Origin of the sequence: Methylobacterium haplocladii (genome assembly GCF_007992175.1) — a bacterium.
Taxonomy (GTDB): Bacteria; Pseudomonadota; Alphaproteobacteria; order Rhizobiales; family Beijerinckiaceae; genus Methylobacterium; species Methylobacterium haplocladii.
The window spans coordinates 76709-96214 of the sequence record NZ_BJZT01000006.1 but is presented as its reverse complement, the minus strand read 5'-3'; the positions used below and the strand labels follow the sequence as shown (position 1 = coordinate 96214).

At 68.9% G+C, this 19506-nt stretch carries 22 protein-coding genes; 6 read left to right on the top strand and 16 right to left on the bottom strand.

Features of this window, described 5'->3' with window-relative positions; all coding sequences use genetic code 11:
• Positions 1–242: 242 nt before the first annotated feature.
• The 3 genes from MHA02_RS03995 to MHA02_RS03985 all read right to left on the bottom strand — a co-directional run bounded on the left by MHA02_RS03995 (position 243) and on the right by MHA02_RS03985 (position 3645).
• A complete protein-coding gene (locus tag MHA02_RS03995; RefSeq protein WP_147076747.1) occupies positions 243–1739 on the bottom strand; it encodes an amino acid permease in 1497 nt (498 codons plus the stop codon).
• 129 nt (positions 1740–1868) lie between these two features.
• Complete coding sequence (locus MHA02_RS03990) at positions 1869–2633, bottom strand: DJ-1/PfpI family protein (protein WP_174804645.1); 765 nt, start codon at positions 2631–2633, stop codon at positions 1869–1871.
• A 22-nt stretch (positions 2634–2655) separates the two neighbouring features.
• Complete coding sequence (locus MHA02_RS03985) at positions 2656–3645, bottom strand: alpha/beta fold hydrolase (RefSeq protein WP_147076745.1); 990 nt, start codon at positions 3643–3645, stop codon at positions 2656–2658.
• Between the two features lie 173 nt (positions 3646–3818).
• Here MHA02_RS03985 and MHA02_RS03980 point away from each other — a divergent pair, with 173 nt between their 5' ends.
• The 4 genes from MHA02_RS03980 (at position 3819) to MHA02_RS03965 (ending at position 6826) form a co-directional block, all read left to right on the top strand.
• A complete protein-coding gene (locus MHA02_RS03980; protein ID WP_147076744.1) occupies positions 3819–4289 on the top strand; it encodes an Hsp20 family protein in 471 nt (156 codons plus the stop codon).
• Positions 4290–4856: 567 nt separating this feature from the next.
• Positions 4857–5150, top strand: a complete 294-nt coding sequence (locus MHA02_RS03975; RefSeq protein WP_147076742.1) for a DUF2218 domain-containing protein — start codon at positions 4857–4859, stop codon at positions 5148–5150.
• Between the two features lie 53 nt (positions 5151–5203).
• A complete protein-coding gene (locus MHA02_RS03970) occupies positions 5204–6472 on the top strand; it encodes an aminopeptidase (RefSeq protein WP_147076740.1) in 1269 nt (422 codons plus the stop codon).
• Positions 6473–6520: 48 nt separating this feature from the next.
• On the top strand, positions 6521–6826 hold the full coding sequence (locus tag MHA02_RS03965; protein WP_147076738.1) for a putative quinol monooxygenase: 306 nt from the start codon (positions 6521–6523) through the stop codon (positions 6824–6826).
• Here the strand turns inward: MHA02_RS03965 and MHA02_RS03960 are convergent.
• The 9 genes from MHA02_RS03960 to MHA02_RS03920 form a co-directional block, all read right to left on the bottom strand.
• Positions 6811–7803, bottom strand: a complete 993-nt coding sequence (locus MHA02_RS03960) for a lipid A biosynthesis lauroyl acyltransferase (protein WP_147076736.1) — start codon at positions 7801–7803, stop codon at positions 6811–6813. The genes MHA02_RS03965 and MHA02_RS03960 overlap by 16 nt on opposite strands.
• A gap of 75 nt (positions 7804–7878) precedes the next feature.
• Positions 7879–8901, bottom strand: coding sequence for a zinc-binding dehydrogenase (locus tag MHA02_RS03955; RefSeq protein WP_147076734.1), 1023 nt, complete (start codon positions 8899–8901; stop codon positions 7879–7881).
• Between the two features lie 234 nt (positions 8902–9135).
• Entirely contained in the window at positions 9136–9420 is a 285-nt protein-coding gene (locus MHA02_RS03950; RefSeq protein WP_147076732.1) for an SH3 domain-containing protein, read from the bottom strand.
• Between the two features lie 20 nt (positions 9421–9440).
• Positions 9441–9692, bottom strand: coding sequence for a hypothetical protein (locus MHA02_RS03945; protein ID WP_147076730.1), 252 nt, complete (start codon positions 9690–9692; stop codon positions 9441–9443).
• 134 nt (positions 9693–9826) lie between these two features.
• Complete coding sequence (locus MHA02_RS03940; RefSeq protein WP_147076728.1) at positions 9827–10582, bottom strand: SDR family NAD(P)-dependent oxidoreductase; 756 nt, start codon at positions 10580–10582, stop codon at positions 9827–9829.
• Positions 10579–11856: a beta-ketoacyl-ACP synthase gene (locus MHA02_RS03935; RefSeq protein WP_147076726.1), complete on the bottom strand. Its 1278-nt coding sequence runs from the start codon at positions 11854–11856 to the stop codon at positions 10579–10581. The genes MHA02_RS03940 and MHA02_RS03935 overlap by 4 nt, the downstream gene beginning before the upstream one ends.
• A 180-nt stretch (positions 11857–12036) precedes the next feature.
• Positions 12037–13173, bottom strand: a complete 1137-nt coding sequence (locus MHA02_RS03930) for a beta-ketoacyl-ACP synthase (RefSeq protein WP_147076724.1) — start codon at positions 13171–13173, stop codon at positions 12037–12039.
• Complete coding sequence (locus MHA02_RS03925; protein WP_147076722.1) at positions 13170–13634, bottom strand: 3-hydroxyacyl-ACP dehydratase FabZ family protein; 465 nt, start codon at positions 13632–13634, stop codon at positions 13170–13172. The genes MHA02_RS03930 and MHA02_RS03925 overlap by 4 nt, the downstream gene beginning before the upstream one ends.
• 120 nt (positions 13635–13754) lie before the next feature.
• A complete protein-coding gene (locus MHA02_RS03920) occupies positions 13755–14066 on the bottom strand; it encodes an acyl carrier protein (protein WP_147076720.1) in 312 nt (103 codons plus the stop codon).
• 280 nt (positions 14067–14346) lie between these two features.
• Between MHA02_RS03920 and MHA02_RS03915 the strand changes: the two genes are divergently transcribed.
• The gene (locus MHA02_RS03915) at positions 14347–15447 is read left to right on the top strand and encodes an AI-2E family transporter (protein WP_147076718.1); all 1101 of its coding nucleotides are present in this window, start codon (positions 14347–14349) and stop codon (positions 15445–15447) included.
• Here the strand turns inward: MHA02_RS03915 and MHA02_RS03910 are convergent, their stop codons facing one another.
• Together MHA02_RS03910 and kdoO are read right to left on the bottom strand one after the other, a co-directional pair.
• Positions 15448–15768 carry a HigA family addiction module antitoxin gene (locus tag MHA02_RS03910; RefSeq protein WP_147076829.1) on the bottom strand — a complete coding sequence of 107 codons (321 nt, stop codon included), beginning with the start codon at positions 15766–15768 and terminating at the stop codon, positions 15448–15450.
• A gap of 223 nt (positions 15769–15991) precedes the next feature.
• Complete coding sequence (kdoO, locus tag MHA02_RS03905) at positions 15992–16858, bottom strand: Kdo hydroxylase KdoO (RefSeq protein WP_147076716.1); 867 nt, start codon at positions 16856–16858, stop codon at positions 15992–15994.
• A 286-nt stretch (positions 16859–17144) separates the two neighbouring features.
• Between kdoO and MHA02_RS03900 the strand changes: the two genes are divergently transcribed.
• Positions 17145–17582: an RNA polymerase subunit sigma-70 gene (locus tag MHA02_RS03900; RefSeq protein WP_147076714.1), complete on the top strand. Its 438-nt coding sequence runs from the start codon at positions 17145–17147 to the stop codon at positions 17580–17582.
• A 12-nt stretch (positions 17583–17594) separates the two neighbouring features.
• Here MHA02_RS03900 and MHA02_RS03895 read toward each other — a convergent pair whose 3' ends face one another.
• Together MHA02_RS03895 and MHA02_RS03890 are read right to left on the bottom strand one after the other, a co-directional pair.
• A complete protein-coding gene (locus MHA02_RS03895) occupies positions 17595–17963 on the bottom strand; it encodes a response regulator (protein ID WP_147076712.1) in 369 nt (122 codons plus the stop codon).
• Between the two features lie 18 nt (positions 17964–17981).
• Positions 17982–19448 carry a sensor histidine kinase gene (locus MHA02_RS03890; RefSeq protein ID WP_210245051.1) on the bottom strand — a complete coding sequence of 489 codons (1467 nt, stop codon included), beginning with the start codon at positions 19446–19448 and terminating at the stop codon, positions 17982–17984.
• Positions 19449–19506 lie beyond the last annotated feature (58 nt).

The following is a 19506-nucleotide window of genomic DNA, read 5'->3' as shown; positions in this document are numbered from 1 at the left end:
CGGTCGCATCGAACACCGCGCATCCTCCTCTCCCCGCACGCGGGGAGAGGGCCACGGACCCATTGCCGGGTCCGTGGCAAGCGAAGGCGAAGCCGGAGCGCAGGTAAGGGGGCGACTCCGAATGGGTCTCGTCCGGCACCAATCCCCTCACCTTCGGCTGCCGCCTCGCCGCGCCGACGACAAGGTCGTCGCGGCCCTCTCCCCGCACGCGGGGAGAGGAGATGCCCGGCGGCCTCAGCGCCTCACGGCGACATCACCGTCGGCGCGTCGTCGCCCTCTTCGCGGCCGATGCGGCTGTTGCGGCGGCTCCAGGCGAAATAGATCGCGATACCGATCGCCATCCAGATGATCAGGCGCAGCCAGGTCTCGCCATCGAGGGAGACCATCATCGCGGCGCAGAACAGGATGCCCATGATCGGCACGAACGGCACCAGCGGCGTGCGGTATTCGCGCTTCGCATCGGGTTGGGTCCGGCGCAGGATGATCACCCCGAGACAGACGAGGATGAAGGCGAGCAGGGTGCCGATCGAGGTCATGTGGCCGAGTTGGCTGATCGGCAGGAAGCCGCCGAGTGCCCCGGTGAACACCATGAAGAACAGGTTCGAGCGGTAGGGCGTCTTCCACTTCGGGTGGATCGCCGAGAAGAAGCCGGGCAGCAAGCGGTCCTGGCTCATGGTGTAGAACACCCGGCTCTGGCCCATCAGCAGCACCAGGATCACGGTGGAGAAGCCGCAGATCACGCCGAAGGTCACGAGGCCGCGCAGCCACGGGAACGGCGTCTGCGCGATGGCGGTGTTCACCGGGGCGGCGTCGCCCTTCATCTGGTCATAGTGGACGAGCCCGGTGAGCACGCCGGCGAAGGCGATGTAGAGCACCGTGCAGATCGCGAGCGAGCCGAGGATGCCGATCATCATGTTGCGCTGGGGGTTCTTGGCCTCCTGCGCCGCGGTGGAGACCGCATCGAACCCGACATAGGCGAAGAACACCACGCCGGCCGCGCGCATCACGCCCGAGATGCCGTACTCGCCGAAGGTGCCGGTGTTGGGCGGCAGGAAGGGGTCGTAGTTCTGCGCCTTGATGTAGAACAGGCCGACGCCGATCACCGTGAGCACCACGGCGAGCTTCACCATCACGATGACGCCGTTGACCCGGGCCGATTCCCGGATGCCGATCATCAGCAGGGCGGACGCCGCCACGATGATGAAGATCGCCGGCAGGTTGACGAGGCCGTGCGCGGTGGAGCCGTCGGCGAGCTGGTAGGTCTCGAAGGGCGAGTTCACCAGCGAACCCGGCAGGTTGATCCCCAACGTGTCGCGCAGGAAGCGGGTGACGTAGCGCGCCCAGCTCACCGAGACGGTGGCCGCGCCGACCGCGTATTCGAGCACGAGATCCCAGCCGATGATCCAGGCGACGAACTCGCCCATGGTGGCGTAGCTGTAGGTGTAGGCCGAGCCCGCTACCGGGATCATGCCGGCGAGCTCGCTGTAGCACATGCCGGCGAAGGCGCAGCCGATGGCGGCGATGGCGAAGGAGATGACGACGGCAGGTCCCGCATGCTCCGCCGCGGCGATGCCGGTGAGGGAAAACAGGCCGGCGCCGATGACCGCGCCGATGCCGAGGCCGATCAGGCTCCAGGGACCCAGCGTCCGCTGCAGCGAGTTCTCGCCGTCCTCCGCATCCTTGTTGAGCCGTTCCAGGGATTTGATGCGGAACAGATCGCCCGCGATGCCTGCCGCCATGTGCGCTTCCTCCGGCCCGAACCGCCGTTTCGTCAGGCACGATCAGGCGTTCAAAAAACCGTCGGCGCAAGGGTCCTGCCAGGATTGCCCTGCGATCCGCCGGCCGCCGTCCCCGGTAAAGCTGCGCCTTCAGCGCCGTTCGGCAGCCTTGCGCGAACCCTCGACCAACTCCGCCAGAATCGCGCCGGCCGCCCGAGTGATCTCGGGGCCGGCGTCAGCCGGCGTGCCGGCATGGAAAGGCGGCTGCGGGGCGTATTCGGCGACGAGCTGGGCGGTCTGCGCGTAGGAGTCGCCCTTCAGCCGGGCGGCGAGTGCCAGGGCGAAGTCGAGCCCGGCGGAAATGCCGGCGCCCGTGACGCGGTTGCGGTCGAACACCACGCGGGCGTCGACGGGCATCGCGCCGAGCAGCGGCAGCACCGCGTCGCGCACGCACCAGTGCGAGGTGGCGCGATAGCCGTCGAGCAGGCCCGCCGCGCCGAGGATCAGCGATCCGGTGCAGACGCTGGTGATCCAGGCCGCACGGGCGGCCCGGTCGCGCAGGAAGCCGAGGGTATCGGCATCGCGCATCTGCGCCGGCGTGCCGTCGCCGCCCGGCACGAACAGCACCGCGACGTCGCGTGGGCAGGTCGTGAAGTCGTGCGTGGCGACGATCGCGAGCCCGGTGTCGCTCTCCACGGGTCCGATGTTCTTCGCGACGAGGTGGAGGGTGCCGCCGGTCAGGCCCGCCAGCACTTCCTGCGGACCGACCACGTCGAGCGCCGTCATGCCGGGATAGAGCAGCATGGCGATCGCGGTGGTGGCCTCCGGCGCCGAGGCGGGAGCCGCCAGCGCCGCCGCATGCCTCGGCAACAGCGCTGCGGCGAGGGCTGCAGCCGTGAAGTCGCGCCTGTCCATACGCCGCTCCTCGCTCGGTCTCTCAGGCTGGCTCGGAGACGGACTGCCGCGCCGTGCCGCTCTCCAACCGGGTATGGCCCGGGATGAAGGCATCGAAGGCCGCCCAGAAATCCGCGCGGATCGCATCGCTCTCGGTCAGGATCTCGTGGCGCGAGCCCGGCAGCACGATCAGGTGGCCGGCGCGCAGGCGTCCGGCGAAGCGCTCGGTGGTGGGCAGTCCGCAGACGGGGTCGGCGCCCGCTCCGACGACGAGCACCGGCATCTCGATGCGTGGGGCGACGCGCGGATCGCGCAGGCGGCGCATGGCGCGGAAGGCCGAGGCGAGCCAGGCGATGGTGGGATCGCCCACCGCGCCCGCGCCGACCTCCTGCGCGGCAGCGGCGTTGCGGGCGTAGCGCACCGGATCGCCCGAGAGCCGGTTGCCCGCGAAGGGCTTCGTCGCGATCGAGACCGCGCTGCCGAACGGGATGTAGGCCTTGCCGAGCCCGAGGCGGTGCAGCCCGCGCGACAGCAGCGAGGCGGCGAGCGGATATTTGACCATCCGGATCGAGAGCATCGGCGCCACCGTCACCAGCCGCGCGAAGGGCAGCCAGCCCTCCAGCGCCCCGGTGAAGGCGATGGCGCCCCCCATGGAATGGGCGAGGCCGAAATGCGGCTCCGGCGTCGAGGGCACCAGCACGGTCTCGGCGATCGCCGCCATGTCGAGGCGGTAATCGTCGAAGCGGGCGACGTGGCCCTTGTGGGCGTCGCTCACCTGCCGCGAGGATTCGCCCTGGCCGCGCCAGTCGAAGGCAACGACGTGGAAGCCGCGCCGGCGCAGCTCGCCGATCGGCTCGTAGTATTTTTCGATGAACTCCGCCCGGCCCTGGAGCAGGCAGACGGTGCCCTTCTCGGTGCGGGTCAGCGGCCGCCAATGGGCAGCCCGCAGCGTCAGGCCGTCGGCCGTCCTGACGGGAATGAGGGTCGCGCCGGGCGGGACCGGGTTCCCGGGCGTGGGCTTGAGCGTCAGCATCGTCGAATGGGAACTTCCGAGAATGGGGCCTTGCCGAGCGTGCGTGCGAAAACTCTTGAAGCCGTGAAAAACCGTCCCGATATCAATCGTGCGCCGGCCGCTGCGGCGGCGCGACGGTCCGGCCCTCGGGCGGACCGACCCAGTCTACATGTTGCTCATCGAGAGGATATGTCATGCGCCAGTACGATCTCGCCCCGCTCTACCGCTCCACCGTCGGCTTCGACCGGCTCTTCGCCGCCCTCGACGGTTTCGTCAGTGCCGAGCAGGCCCCCACCTATCCGCCCTACAACATCGAGCGGACTGCCGAGAACGCCTATCGCGTCACGGTCGCGGTAGCCGGCTTCACGGAATCCGATCTGTCGATCGAGACGCGCGAGAGCACGTTGACCATCAAGGGCGAGCGCAAGCCCGTCGAAGGGAAGGCGGAGGTCCTGCATCAGGGCATCGCCGCCCGCGCCTTCGAGCGCCGCTTCCAGCTCGCCGACTACGTCCAGGTCACCGGCGCCTCGCTGGAGCACGGCCTGCTCCATGTCGAGCTCGTCCGCGAGGTCCCGGAGGCCAAGAAGCCCCGTCGGATCGAGATCGCGGGCAGTACGCCCACGAGCCAGCCGACCATCGAGGGCTCGGTCCAGCAGGCCGCGTAAGCCTTCGGCGTTTCGCACGTTCCATGACGGGCGCCCCGGCCATCCGGCCGGGGCGTTTTGCCGTTTGGCACCCGGCGCCGAGGCTGTGACGGCGTTGTACAGGCAGGCGGGCGCCGCGGGTACGCGCCGCATTCCGGAAGGACCGCCGCGGTCCGAGGCTGCGCGAAAGGTGCAACAGCACACCGTCTCCGTGTTTTGCCGCGACGACGGCTGTTGTGCAGCGCACAAACCGGAGGCATAATCGGCTACTGCACTGCGCCATCGGATTCGGTCCACGGCGTTCGTCCGGGCATGCTGCAGCCTTCCCCAGACCTGGAGGTCGAGGCGATGGGTGACACAGGCTTAACGGTTTCGGCACCGCCTTCGGCAACGATGAGGCTCGGAGCCCTTGCCGCCGAGATGTGGGGAGTGCCGCAGACCCGATCGATGGCCGATCCACAATCCCCGCTGCGCGCTCTAGGGTGCGCCGCAATGTCGCCCGGCTCGACTGACATGCCGGACACTGCGTTTCGTTCCCATATTCCGTTCGAACATTGAACCGCACCACGCGAAGAAGGAACTATTTCGATGCCGACCTCACAGGCACGGGTGCCTACCTCCGAAGCGAGCCGCTACCTGACGCAGCTCTGCCGGCACTGGAGCCACAAGTTTCCCGTCGAGACGACCAGCGACCATGGCGTCGTGCCGTTCGGTGAAGACCGCATCTGCACCTTCGAGGCGAGCGCCGACGCCCTCGTGATGAAGGTCGCGACGCCCGATCCCGCCGGCCTGACGCGGCTCGAGAACGTCGTCGCCGACCACCTCCTGCGCTTCGCCTTCCGCGAGAACCTCGGCGACATCACCTGGTCGCGCGCGGCTTGAACCGCACCGCCGTCGCCCGATCTTGAGGCCTTCGATCGGGTGAGGGAATCGAGATGACCGTGGCCGTTCGCGGGGCGCAGGATGCCGCCCTGAGCTTTTCCGAGCGCCTCGACAGGCTGGCCGAGGTCGCCGTCAAGGTCGGGCTCGGGTTGCGGCCGGGGCAGGAGCTGATCCTCACCGCGCCCCTCGAATCGGTGGGTCTGGCCAGGGCGATCACCGCGCAGGCCTATAAGGCCGGCGCCTCTCTGGTCACCACGCTCTACACGGACGACGTCGCGACGCTCGCCCGGTTCAGCCACGCCAGCAGCGAGGCCTTCGACACGGCGGCCGGCTGGCTCTTCAACGGCATGGCCGATGCCTACCGCAACGGTGCCGCCCGCCTCGCCATCTCGGGCGACGATCCCTCCCTCCTCACCGGTCAGGATCCAGACAAGGTCTCGCGCGCCAACCGAGCGCGCTCGAAGGCCTATCTGCCGGCCCTGGAGCTGATCGCGGGCTTCTCCACCAACTGGACCATCGTTTCGGCCGCCACGCTCCCCTGGGCGCGCACGGTTTTTCCGGATCTGCCAGAGGACGAGGCGCTGGCCCGGCTCTGGGACGCAGTTTTTTCGGCGTCTCGCGTCGACGGGCTCGATGCGGTCGCCGCATGGGACGCCCACAACGCCCATCTCCGCAGCCGCACCGAGTGGCTCAACGGCCACCGCTTCGCGGCCCTCCGCTTCCGCGGCCCCGGCACCGACCTGACGGTGGGCCTCGCCGACGATCACGAATGGTGCGGCGGCGCGACGACCGCGAAGAACGGCGTCGTCTGCAACGCCAACATCCCCACCGAAGAGGTCTTCACCACGCCGCACAAGGCGCGGGTCGAGGGCCATGTGACGAGCACGAAGCCGCTCTCCTACCAGGGCACGCTGATCGACGGCATCCGCGTGACCTTCCGGGAAGGCCGCATCGTCGAGGCGAGCGCCCGGACCGGAAACGACGTTCTGGCCCGCGTGCTCGACACGGACGAGGGCGCCGCGCGCCTCGGCGAGGTCGCCCTGGTGCCGGCCTCCTCGGCGATCTCGGCCTCGGGGCTGCTATTCTACAACACGCTCTACGACGAGAACGCCGCGAGCCACATCGCGCTCGGCCAAGCCTATTCCAAGTGTTTCCGCAACGGCGGCGAGGGCCTGAGCGAAGACGACCTCGCGGCGCGCGGCGCCAACCGCAGCCTGATTCACATCGACTGGATGATCGGCTCGGCCGAGATCGACGTGGACGGCCTCGCACCGGACGGACGCGCCGTTCCGGTGATGCGCAGGGGCGAATGGATCAGCTGACGGCCGCGCGATGAGCCGGGCCGTGGCCACCTGCAGAGGACCGATTGCATGAGCTACGTCGCCGTCGCCGAAGTCCGTGTAAAGCCGGAGCACATGGACGCGGCGTGCGCCGCCGTCCTCGGAATCGTTCCGCAGACCCGGGCCGAGCCCGGTTGCGAGACCTTCCTGATCCACAGGGCGGCCGACGGCTCGCCGCGCCTGTTCCTCTACGAGCGCTGGCGGGATGCCGCAGCCTTCGAGACGCACCACGCGCAGGAGTACACCCGCGCGGTCTATCGCCGTTACGAAACGTGGCTGGCGGAACCGCCGATCATCACGTTCCTCGACGATCTGGCGGATCAGGAACCGGCCTGAGCCACCTCTACGGCTGCGGCCGGCGCGGCGACCGGAGCCGCCGGTTTCGGCTTCGGCAGCATGTTCGGCCGCCAGCGCCGGTGCATCCAGAGCCACTGGCCCGGATTCTCGCGCACCCAGCCCTCGACGACCCGCGTCATCGCCTGCATCGCGCCCTGGACGTCGATCTGCCCGGAGGCGTCGCGCGGCAGGTCGAGGGCCGGGGTGAGTTCGAGCGTGAACCGGCCGCCGGGCCGGCGCACCACGCGGGCGCCGTGGACCGGGCATTCGTGGTGGCGCACGAGCTTGCCGAGCAGCGGGTTCGCCAGCACCGGACGGCCGAAGAATTCGACCACCACGCCGCGGGTGAAATGCTGGTCGATGAGCTGGCCGAGATGGCCGCCGCGCTCGATCACCCCCTGCATCGCGAAGACGGCGCCGGGCCGCGAGGCCGCAAGCCCGCCCATGGTCTTGCGGCGCACTTCGTGGACGAACTGCGCCGCGGCCGGGTTGTTCGGCGGCCGGAACACGGCGGTGGTTTCGAGGTCGAACTTCGCCGCGCAGATCGCGGGCAGCTCCCAGTTGGCGAGGTGGGCCGAGAACAGCAGGCCCGGCTTGCCGTCGTCGCGCACCGCGACGAACTGGTCGATGCCCTGCACCGAAACGCGCCTTTCCGGCCCGTCCGGATCGAAGTCGAACAGGGTGTCGAGATGGGCGTATTCGGCCCCCGTGCGGCCGAGGTTGTCCCAGGCCTCGCGGGCGATGCGCTGGATTCCGGCCTCGTCGAGATCGGGGAAGGCGGCGCGGATGTTCGCCACCGCGATCCGGTGCGAGGGCAGCCAGGGGCCGACATTCCGGGTGATCCAGGCGCCGGTGTTGCTGGCGCGATCTGCGCCGAGCGCCCGCGCGATCAGGAAAAGCCCACGGATCAGCGGAATCGTCGCGAGCCCGGCCATGCGGGGCAGATGGCGCTGCAGGATCAGCGCAAGGCGCAGCACGGGCGGCTCATGGGTGTGGCGATGGGCGAAGACGCGGTCAGGCTTTACACCTGAGGTGCCGGCCCAAGCAATGTTTCACAGGGTGACGATGATCTTCCCGAACACCTTTCGCGATTCCAGGCGTTCGAGCCCCTGAGCGAAGTCTGCGAGCGGCAGCACCGTGTCGACGACCGGCGTCAGCCCGTCCGCCATCTTCGCGAGCGAGTCGCGGATGTTTTCGATACGGCAGCCGAACGAGCCGGTGATGCGGTATTGCTGCTGAAACAACTGCATCAGATTGATCGTGGTCGAGGGACCGGAGGTCGAGCCGCAGGTCACGAGCCGCCCGCCGCGCTTGAGGCAGAGCAGCGAGCCGTTCCAGGTCTCGGCCCCGACATGCTCGAATACCACATCGACGCCCTTGCGCTTCGTCAGCCGCCGGACCTCGCCCTCGAAGCGTTCTTCGCGATAATTGACGACGAAATCGGCGCCGAGCGCCTTGGCCTTCTCGCCCTTCGCGTCGTCGCCGACCGTCGTGTAGACCGTGCAGCCGATGGCTTTCGCCATCTTGATCGCCGTCGTGCCGATGCCCGACCCGCCGGCATGGACCAGGATGCTCTCGCCGGGCTCCAGCCTGGCATTGTCGAACAGCATGTGCTGGACAGTGCCGAAGGCGATGCCGGCGCAGGCCGCCTGGACGTGATCGACGCCGGCCGGCACCTTCACGCAGAGCCGGGCGGGCATGTTGATGAGTTCGCGCGAAAACCCGTCGATGTGAAAGCCGAAAACCCCGCCGACATTCTCGCAGAGATTGTCACGGCCCTGCGCGCACGCCTTGCACGTGCCGCAGGTCACAGCGCCGTAGAGCGCGACCGGATCGCCCACCTTCAAGCCCTCGACACCCTCGCCGATGGCGGCGACCTCGCCGGCGCCCTCAGCCCCGACGGTGAGCGGCAGCTTGCGCTTGGCGAAGGCCATGCCGCGAAAGCCCCAGACGTCGATGAAGTTGAGGCCGACGGCGCGCACGCGCACCTGCACTTCGCCGGGAGGGGGTGGAGGCGGCGCCTCGACCTCGATCAGGCGCAGGTCACGGTCGCCGAAGAGTTGGAGGGCTTGCATCGGATGTCCTTGGCACGTGTACTTTAGCTGGCTCGGCATTCCCCGCTGTCATTCCGGGGCTCGCCGAAGGCGAGAACCCGGAATCCAGAACCGCCAACGCACCATCTGTGTTCGGGACAGTGGTCGTTCGTTTGAATGCGCCGGCGGCTCTGGATTCCGGGTTCCGCTGCGCGGCCCCGGAATGACAAGTGGCGGGTTCCGCAGCCGTTGGGGCAGACAGGACCCTGTAACAACTCAATCCGGCGTCAGATACCGCCGCCGCGCCCAGCCGACGCTGCGGCCGAATTTCACCCGGCACCAGGTGTTGCCGCTCGGCGTGTCGTTGGTGCAGCCGAAGCCGAGAAGCCGGCGGCCGACCGGGATGGTCTCCACGGGGGCAGAGTCCGGATCGGGAGCCTCGCGGATGGTCAGGAAGCCGCCGCGCGGCAGCCCCTCGACCCGGAACGGCTCCGGTGCGGCATGGGCCGGGGTCGCGCCGATGAGGAGAGCCGCGGCGGCGAGCAGGGGAAGACGGCGCATCGCGGTCTCGAGGTCGGCGATCACGGGCGTGGTGCAGGATTCTGCGGCGCGGGCGCATTCGGAGCCGGTGCCTGGGTCGTGGGGCTCTGCGGCGCAGGAGCCGGCTGCTGGGGCGCCGTCGTCTGGCCGGACTGGTTGCCCGAGAGGGCCTCGTTCGTCTGGGTCTGCACCTTGTCGGCGGTCTGCTGGCTGATGAGCCCGTAGGACACGGCGATGGCCAGACCTACGGCGACGATCGCCCCGATCACCGTCTTCATGAGCTTGTCATTCATCGCTGCGCCCTTCTTCCTGCGGCCTCGCTCGCGAGCGCGTTGCGATCGCTGTGGGGAGGAATGCTACTCGTTCGCAGGCGGTTGCAGGGGACACGACCCGATGGGCGCGGACCCTGCGGGACAGAGTGAAACAATCAGCGGTGCACGCCCATCATCGCGGTCAGACCGCCATCGACGGGCAGGACGGCGCCGGTGATGTAGGCGGCAGGTTCGCTCATCAGGAAGGCCGCCAGCGCCGCGACCTCGTCGGGAGCGGCGAAGCGCCCGGCCGGGATCTGCTTCTCCATCGTGTCGCGATAGGCGGCGTAGGAGGCCATCATGCCGGTGTCGATGAAGCCGGGGGCGAGCACGTTGACCGTGACGCCGCGCTTGGCCGATTCGACCGCCAGCGTGCGGCAATAGGCGATCATCGCACCCTTGGTGGCGGCATAGGCCGCGTTGCCCGTGTTGCCGCGAAGCGCCGCCACCGAGCCGACCGCGACGATGCGGCCGGAGCGCGCCCGGATCATGCCCCGCACCAGCACCTTGGCGATCCGGGTCAGCGACCAGAAGTTCACCTGCATGGCGAGATCCGACCGGTCGCGGTCGAGCATCATGGCGAGGGCGTCGGCGGACTGGCCGGCATTGTGGACGTAGCCGTAAAAGGCCGTGTCCTCGATCGCCTCGCAGAAGGCCTCGACCGCGTCGCGGTCGGCGAGATCGAGGCGGTGTGCCGCGAAGACGGCGCCGGGATGTGCCGCGCCGAGTTCGGTGGCGAGCGCCTCCGCCTCCTCTGGCTTCGAGCGGTAGGTGAAGCTGACACTGTGCCCCGCCGCGGCGAGCGTGCGCACCATCGCCGTGCCGAGGCCGCCGGACCCGCCGACGACGAGGACCTGTTTCGGCTCACTCATGCCGGCTCGTCCGCCAGCACGAGGCAGGTGTTCTGCCCGCCGAACCCGAAGGAGTTCGAGAGCACCCGCGAGACCTTGGCGTCCCGCGCCGTCGAGACGACGTCGAGGGTCAGGGACGGGTCGGGCACGCGGTGGTTGATGGTCGGCGGGATGCGGCCGTGCTGGATGGTCAGCAGCGAGACCACCGCCTCGATGGCGCCGGCCGCCGTGAGGGTGTGGCCGATCATCGACTTGTTCGAGGAGATCGGAAGCCGGGCGATGCGCTCGCCGAACACGGCGGCGCAGCCGAGCGCCTCCATCTTGTCGTTCTCCGGCGTCGAGGTGCCGTGGGCGTTGACCGTGTCGATGCTGTCGGGACCGACGCCCGCATCGTCGAGGGCCGCGCGGATCGCCGCGATCACCGGCTCGCCGTTGGGGCTCGAGCGGGTGCGATGGAAGCCGTCGCCCTTCTCGCCGCAACCGAGCACGTAGCCGAGGATCTTCGCGCCGCGCGCGCGGGCGGCTTCGGCGTCTTCCAGCACCAGGGCGGCGGCGCCCTCGCCCATGACGAAGCCGTCGCGGTTCTTCGAGAACGGCTTCGAGGCGGTCTCGGGATTGTCGTTCTGCGTCGAGAGGGCCGAGAGCAGCGAGAACCGGATCAGCGATTCCGGGTTCACCGAGCCGTCGGTGCCGATGCAGAGCGCGGCTTTCATCTCGCCGCGCCGGATCGCCTCGACGCCGAGCTGGATCGCGGTGGCACCCGATGAGCAGGCGGTGGAGAGCGAGATCGGCGAACCCCTGGTGCCGAAACGGTCGGCGATGCGATCGGCCACGGTGCCGAAGATGAACAGGTCGTGCCAGGCGTCGAAGCCCCGGCCGGCGGCCGCCTTCAGCAGGCTGCGATAGGTGATGTCACCGGTCTCGCCGGAGGCCTGGGCGAGTGCCTGGCGCTGCGGCCATTCGAGCTCCACCGGCGGCACGGCGATGAACAGGGCGCCCGGAAACTCCGCTCCGATCCCGGCCTGGGTCACGGCCTCCTCGGCGGCGACCTCGGCGAAGCGCTCCGAGAGCAGCGGCGCGCAGAGCGGATCGGTCTCGAAGGCGTCGACCGTGCCGGCGATGGAGGTGCGCAGGCCGTCGATGGGAAAGCGCGAGATCGTGCGAATGCCGGAGCGCCCCGCCGTCAGGGCCTCCCAGGTGTCGGCCGCGCCGCAGCCGAGCGACGTCACGATCCCGAGCCCGGTCACGGCGACGAGCGGGCGGCCCTTGGCGTCACGGGTGGAGGAAGCGCTCATGCCATCGCCTTAACGCAAGTTTTCGCAGTGTGCACGACGCTCCCCCTAGCCGTCATTCCGGGGCGCCGAAGGCGAACCCGGAATCTACGACTAGGCATGACGGTGTGCCGAAGCGGCGCATCACGGGTGGATTCCGGGTTCCGCTGCGCGGCCCCGGAATGACGGTGTGATTCAGAACGATCAGGCAGCTGTGACCCGGATGACGCCCTCGCCGCTTCGGTGGCCGACGGAGGTGATCGCGACCTCGCGGGCCTTGCCGGCCGCACAGAGTGCTGCGGCGATCGCCGCGCCGAAGGGCGGCACCGCCTCGATCGGATGGCCGATCACGTCGCCGGTGGCGCGGATGCGGGTGTCGGGCAGGGCGGATTTCAGGGCCTGCGCTTCCTCCTCCGCGAGACTGGCGACGCCGGTGGCGCCGGACAGGATCACGTCGGGGTTCTCGATGCCGGCCTCGCGCAGCAGGCGCGGCAGGGCCTCGGCGACGGCACCCGGCTTGCGGCGCACGCGATCGTTGGCGACCGCATCGATCACCGCGAAGGCCTTCGCGCCGCGAGCCGCGGCGTGCTCGGCCGATTCCAGCAGCAGGAAGGCCGCGCCGCTGCCGAGGATGAAGCCGCCGTTCTCCGCACCGCCGCGTGAAAACACCGGGCGATAGTCCGGCGTGTGGAGGAAGCCGCCCATCTCGTGGACGAGCAGCACGTCGGCCCGCTCGGCATTATAGGAGCCGCCGACCAGCATCGCGTCGAGCTGGCCCGAGGCGATGCGCGCCTGCGCGATCCGCAGGGCGTCGACCCCGGCCGATTCCTCGCCCATGAAGGTGCGCGAGGCGCCGGTGACGCCGTGGACGATGGCGATGTTGCCGGCGAGGAGGTTCGAGAGCTGCGCCAGGAAGAGCGTCGGCCGCAGGTCGTTCTGCAGGTGCTCGTTGAGGTAGGCGCCGGGATCGGCTGCATCGCGCAGCCCCGTGAGGATTGCGCCGTCGACGGCGTAATCGCGCTCGCCGCCGCCGGAGGCGACGATGAGATGGAGCGCGGCCTTGCGGGCGGCGTCATCCTTGAGGCCGGCGGAATCGAGCGCCAGACCGGCGGCATAGACGCCGAGCCGCTGCCACGGCTCCATCTGGCGCTGGTCCGATTTTTTGGGAATTTGCGTGTCGAGCGACAGCGGCACCACGGGATGGACCGGATAGGGCGCGAAGGTCTCGGCATCCGTGCGCGGTGCTTCGCCGGCTTCGTAGGCCGCGAGATGCGCTTCGATGCCCTCGCCGGCGCAGGAGACGACGCCGATGCCGGTGACGACGACCTTTCGCGCGCTCACGCCCCGGCTCCGTCGAGCAGCCCGATCTTCTGCGCCCGCTCGCGCATCGGCGCGTCGAGGCCGTCGGGGAACGGCATGGTTCGGAAGCGCAGCTCGGCGTCGCAGAGCGCCTTGCCCTCGTGGCGGATCGCGGCCTTCGTCACCGCGTAGCCCGAGCCGTCATGCTCCAGGCTCGCCGTGATCTCGAGTCGCGCGCCAGGACCGACGAAGGAGCGGAACCGCGCCTTGTCGACGGCCATCAGGAACGGCATCTGCGCGAAGTCGAGATGAGCCAGCACGAGATAGCCGGAGGCCTGCGCCATGGTCTCGGTGAGCAGGACGCCGGGCACGAGCGGATGGCCGGGGAAGTGCCCCTCGAAGACCGGGCTCGCCTCGGGCACCTGGGCGACGCACTCGATCCGGCCGGCGGCGCGGTCGAGCCGCACCACCTGGTCGATCATCTCGAAATATTCGAGCCGCATGATGTGAGGCTCTACGCCAGCTTTCTTCCCGACCCCGAAGGATCGGGAAGAAAGCTGGCATTTCTCGTGTGACGCGACTTCTTCACGCGAACCGGATCCACTTCGCTCGAAATCGCTTCGTCAGACTTTGGCGGCCTTCTCGGCGACGAGCGCATCGATGCGTGCGCAGAGGTTCTTCAGCACGAAGTACTCTTCGGCCGGAACCTTGCCCTCGTTGACTTCCTGGGTCCAGCGCTCGAGCGGCAGCTTGATGCCGAACGCCTTGTCGACCGCGAAGGCGATGTCGAGGAAGGCGAGGGAATCGATGCCGAGATCGTCGATCGCGTGGCTCTCCGGCGTGATCTTCTCACGCGGGATGTCGGCGGTGTCGGCGATGATGTCGGCGACGCGGTCGAAGGTGGCGGTCGTGCCGGTGGCGGACTCGGTGGACATGCGTGGCTCGCCGCTTTCTCGTGTCTCGGCCCGTCGGTCGGGGATCTTCGCCGGTTCCCGGTGGCCCTGGCGAGGAACGCGACCCCTTACACGAAGCGATGGAGCACGGGCAACCTTGCCGGATGCGCGGACCTGGGGCACGGCCGGAAACGACCGGCCCAGAGGCTCTGCCGATCGGGCGCTCACACGTTTCCCGCCGGTGCTTATTCCGTCGCGGCCGGGCAAAGCCTAGATGCAGCGAGCCATCCCGGCACGACGGGGTGCAGGGTGGAGCCAAGCGATGCAGGCGGTCGACAGATCCGAAAAACGGCCCTTCACCGCGGATCCGGCAACCGGGCGGGCGCAGGGCGTGGCGCGACTGGTCCTGGCGGCGGCGCTGCTCGCGCTCGGGCTCTACATCCTGTCCGACTTCCTGCGGGCGCTGGTCTGGGCCGTGGTTCTCGCGATCGCCCTGTGGCCGCTTTTCGCCAGGGCGGAACGCCGGTTTCCGCCTGGCAGGCACAACATCCTCTGGCCCGGACTGTTCACGGCCCTGGTGGCGCTGGCCTTCCTGGTGCCGGTGGTTTTGCTGGCGGTCGAGGCCGCGCGGGAGGCGCACGACCTCCTCGACTACGCCAAGGCGGCGGAGGAAGCCGGCCTGCCGGTCCCGGCCATAGTCGCCCGGCTGCCCTTCGGCGCCCAGGCGGTGACGGATTGGTGGAACGCCAACCTCGCCCATGCCGGCTGGGCCAAGGAAGCGCTGGAGCACGTCAACACCGCGTCCAACCGCGACCTCACCAAGACCGTCGGCGCGAACCTCGTCCACCGGATCGTGCTGTTCGGGTTCGCCCTGCTGACGCTGTTCTTCCTGTTTCGCGACGGGCGAACGGTGGTCGAGCAGAGCCTGACGGCCAGCCAGCGCCTCTTCGGCCCGCGCGGCGAGCGGGTGGCGCGGCAGATGGTGGCCTCCGTGCACGGCACCGTCGACGGGCTCGTCCTCGTCGGCATCGGCGAGGGCATCCTGCTCGGCATCGTCTACTGGTTCGCCGGCGTGCCCCATCCCGTGCTGTTCGGGGCGGCGACGGCGGTGGCCGCGATGATTCCCTTCGGCGCGCCGCTCGCCTTCGGCCTCGCGGCGCTGCTGCTCCTCGGTGACGGCAACCTCGTGCCGGCGATCGTCGTGGTCGCCGCGGGCTTCGTCGTCACCTTCGTCGCCGACCATTTCGTGCGGCCGGCGCTGATCGGGGGCACGACGCGGCTTCCCTTCCTCTGGGTGCTGCTCGGCATCCTCGGCGGCGTCGAGACCTTCGGGCTGCTCGGCCTCTTCGTCGGGCCGGCTGTAATGGCGGCGCTGATCCTGTTGTGGCGGGAGTTCACGGAGGGCGAGGCCGGCTCCCCCTGATCAGGCGGCTTCTCTGACCAGCGGCGCTATGCGCTCCACATCCTCGCCGATCGCGTTGCGCGCGGTGAGGATGTCGTATCGGCCCTGGAGATTGATCCAGACCTGCGCGTCCATGCCGAAATACCGGCCGAGCCGAAGCGCCGTGTCGGCCGTGATGCCCATCGCCTCGCGGGCGATACGCTCGATCCGCGTGCGGGGCACACCGCAAGCCTTGGCGACCGCGTAGGCGCTGAGCCCGAGCGGCACCATGAACTCTTCGCGCAAGACTTCGCCAGGGTGCATCGGCGGCAGGATCGCTGTCGTTTCCAGTTCGATAGCCATCATCGGGTCTCATATGACGGTAGGCAAAGACGCAGCATGTTGGAAGTATTCTACTGATCAGAGTTCGTTAAAAGATCCGATCATAAAGGTTCAAGTTAAATCGTTCGGTGCCCTTGCCGTCATTGCGAGCGAAGCGAAGCAATCCAGGGCCAACACGCTACCGTCGAGGATGGGACCCTGGATTGCTTCGCTTCGCTCGCAATGACGGAGGATCCGATCGAGACTAATGCCGCAACGCCCGCCCCAGCTTCCGCGCCAGGATCCGCTGCGGGCTCTTCTCGGGGTCGGCCTGGTCCGCCACCGCAATGTAGGCGGTCTGCTCGAGCATGTACTTGCCGCCCATGGCGCCGTGCATGACGAGGTCCGAAAACGTCACCCAGGTCTCGCCGGGCTTGAACTGGACGTCCGCCTGCGGGGCCTCGGCCTGGTAGGCGAGGTCCTGTTTCAGGGCGTCGTGCAGGTGCAGCATGAGGTGGTCGTATTCGGTGCGCTTGGCCTTGGTGATCTTCAGGGCGGCGAGCGCGCTGGCCTTGAGGCCGGAATAGCCGGGCAGCTTCGGCAGGAATTTCTCGGCCATCGCACCGAAATCCTCGCCGACCCGCCACAGGCGCGGCTCGCCGTTGGCGTTGATGTTGCGGAAGATCCGGAGGATGCGCCTCTCGCCGAGCGGGTTCGAGGGGAAGGCGTCGACATGCATGCGCGTGTCGTCGCGTCGCCAGCTCATCTTGCGCTTGTCGACGTCGAAGGGCCGGTACGAGGTGCCGGCGAGCGAGACGGTGCCGCTATAGGCGGGGAGGTACCGGTCGATCAGCGCCTTGGCGAAGCTGCGATAACGGACCAGGAGTTGGCGCAAGGCCTCCTGCTCCTCCTCCGTGCCGGCCGCGCCCTTCAGCGCGGCGTCGGCTCCGCGGATGTTGACGTTCTTGGCCTTGCCGTCGGCGAAGGGGCGCTCGAGAAAGCGCTGCTCGAAGGGGCTGAACGGGAAGTCGAGATCGCGGAAGACGAGGACCGAGCCGCTCTCCAGGGCGTCGACGAGGCTGCCGCCGGGCGCCGCGCCGCCGCTGCTGACGGGGAGGATCGGGCTGATCATGAGCGGGGACCTCGCGCGGGAAAGCCAGCGGTGTAGCCGAGGCTGCGATCGGGTGCCAAGCGGGCGGCGTTTGCGCGCAGCCGATGCGAAACCCGGTGGATGACGCGATCGCGCCGTTGCGTGCGGTGTCGGGCGGGTTTCTGACTGTCATGTTGCGGCAACCCATGCGGGGGCCGGATCGTTTGCCGAGAGGCGTCCGATCTCGCCGGCGTGGGTTTTTGTGTTGTCGCAGGTTTTTGTCGGAAAGCCGCAGTGCGCCTTTCCGAGACCTGCTGAGGAGCCGTCCATGGCGACCCTGAAGGAATTCGAGGACGCGTTGCGCGAGCAGGGCATGAACATGGCGCTGGCCATCTTGCAGCGCCTGCGGGACCGCGACCGCGCCACCCGGACCGTCCGGCCGGCGCGGCGGCTGACGGGCCAGAAGATGACGCCGGAGCTCGCCCGCTCGATCCTCGAACTGCACGGCTCGACGGGGATGACCCAGCAGGAGATCGCCTTCAAGGTCGGGGTCAACCAGGGCCGGGTCAACGAGGTGATCAAGCACGGCAAGTGGCTGACCGACGACCCGCAGGCGCCGGAGGCCATCGCCCGCGACAAGGCCAAGGCGCGTCTGCGCGCGGAGCCGAAACCGCGGCCGAAGCGCGCCAAGCCCGAGATGCGGGTGCGGCCGACGCGGGCGAAGAAGCCCGAGCGACAGGGCGAACTCTCGCTCGGCGATCTCTGACGGGAGACGGCCTCAGGCGGTCCCCAGGCACCTGGCGATCTTGGCCAGCAGCCGCGGCATGTCGACGGGCTTGGTGTCGAAATCGCAGCAGCCGACCTCGATGCTGCGGGCACGGTCGCTCGACAGCGCATGCGCGGTGAGCGCGATGATCGGCACCTGCGCGGATCGCGGATCGGCGCGGATCGCGGTGGTGGCCTCCCAGCCGTCCATGTCGCCGAGCGCCACGTCCATCAGGATCAGGTCGGGGGCCTCCGAGACCGCCATGGCGACGCCCTTCGGCCCGTCCTCGGCGATCACCGTGGCGAAGCCCTGACGCACGAGGCGCCGGGACAGCATGTCGCTGTTCATCGGGTTGTCTTCGACGATCAGGATTTTTGCCATGGTCTGCGGCCTCGCGTGTCAGGCGGCGACGGCTTGCGGATAGCCGAGATCCTGCGATGGCGCCGGCAGTGCCGGGAGCTCGGACGCCGCCGCGGCGATTGAGGCCGGCGGCTCCACGGGGAAGGTCAGGGTGAAGCGGCTGCCGTGGCCGAGTTCGGTCTCGACGGCGATGTCGCCGTGCATCAGGCGGCAGAGCTTGCGCGCCAGCGCCAGCCCGAGGCCGGTGCCGCCGTACTTCGTCGCGGTCTGCTCGTCGTTGACGGCGAATTGCTCGAACAGGCTCGGCAGGTGCTCGGCCGCGATGCCGATGCCGGTATCCTGGATCGCGATCCGGAAGGTCTCGCCGTGCAGGCCGGCGACGCGCGCGCCGGTGACCGTGATGGTCCCGTTCTCCGTGTACTTAATCGCGTTGTGCAGGATCTGGGACAGCGCGTTCTCGATCTTCATCCGGTCGCCGGTGATGGCGCCGATCTCGGGATCGAGGGCGACGGTGAGCACGTTGCCGCGCTCCGCCGCGCTGGCGCGCAGGCCGTTGGCAAGGGCCTCGACGATCTCGGCCACCGAAAAGGTCTCGTTGAAGACCTCCATGCGGCCGGAATCGATCTTGGCGAGTTCGAGGATCTGGTTGACGAGCTTGAGCAGGTGCTGGCCCGCGCCCTGGATCCGCTGCAGGTCGGCGAAATCCTCGTCTTCCGCCTCGCCCTCGGCCTCCTCGATCAGCATCTGCGAATAGCCGATGATGGCGTTGAGCGGCGTGCGCAGTTCGTGGCTCATCTTGGCGACGAACTCGACCTTGGCGGCGCTCGCGCGCTCGGATTGGAGCGCCGCCTGCTTCAGGGCGGAGGCCGTCGCCTTGTGGCTGCGCATCACCGTTTCGAGTTCGGCCTGCGAGGCCAGCGCCTTGGCGTAGTACAGCGCCATCATCGTCACGTAGACCGCGATCGCCGCCGTCGAGAGCAGGCCGAGACGCTGCATGGCCACCGCCGAGATGCCGTGCGCCGGCGCGTCGAACAGGTGGTAGACGGCATAGAACCCGGCGGCGTTGACGCCGAGCAGCACCAGGATGGCGAGGCGCATCGCCCGGGAGTCGCCGACATAGAAGAAGGCCAGCAGCGGGATGGTGATCATCCAGGCCAGGAACGGCGACGTGGCGCCGCCGTAGAAATACGTCACCCAGAGCACGCTGAAGGTGAGGTTCTGGATCGAGATCAGGGCGAGCAGTTCGAGCCGGCCGAAGCAGCGCAGCAGCAGCGGGAACAGCCAGAAGCCGCTGATCGCGAGGAACATCACGCCGACCTCGAAGCCCGGCTCCGGCTCGGCGAGGAAGAGCACCAGGGCGACGCCGTTGCCGAGGAACGGCCCGAGGATGTGGCTCAGCAGGAAGAGCCGCGCCTGCTTCCGCATCGACTTGTCGTCGACCATGCTCGGATGGAGAAACCAGTCGACGAACCGGTCGAACGTCTCGAGCGTCTGCTTCCCCATCATGGTCGACTTTCCGAACCTCCGACAGGACGGCAATCGAACCGTTCGATGATCCGCCGAG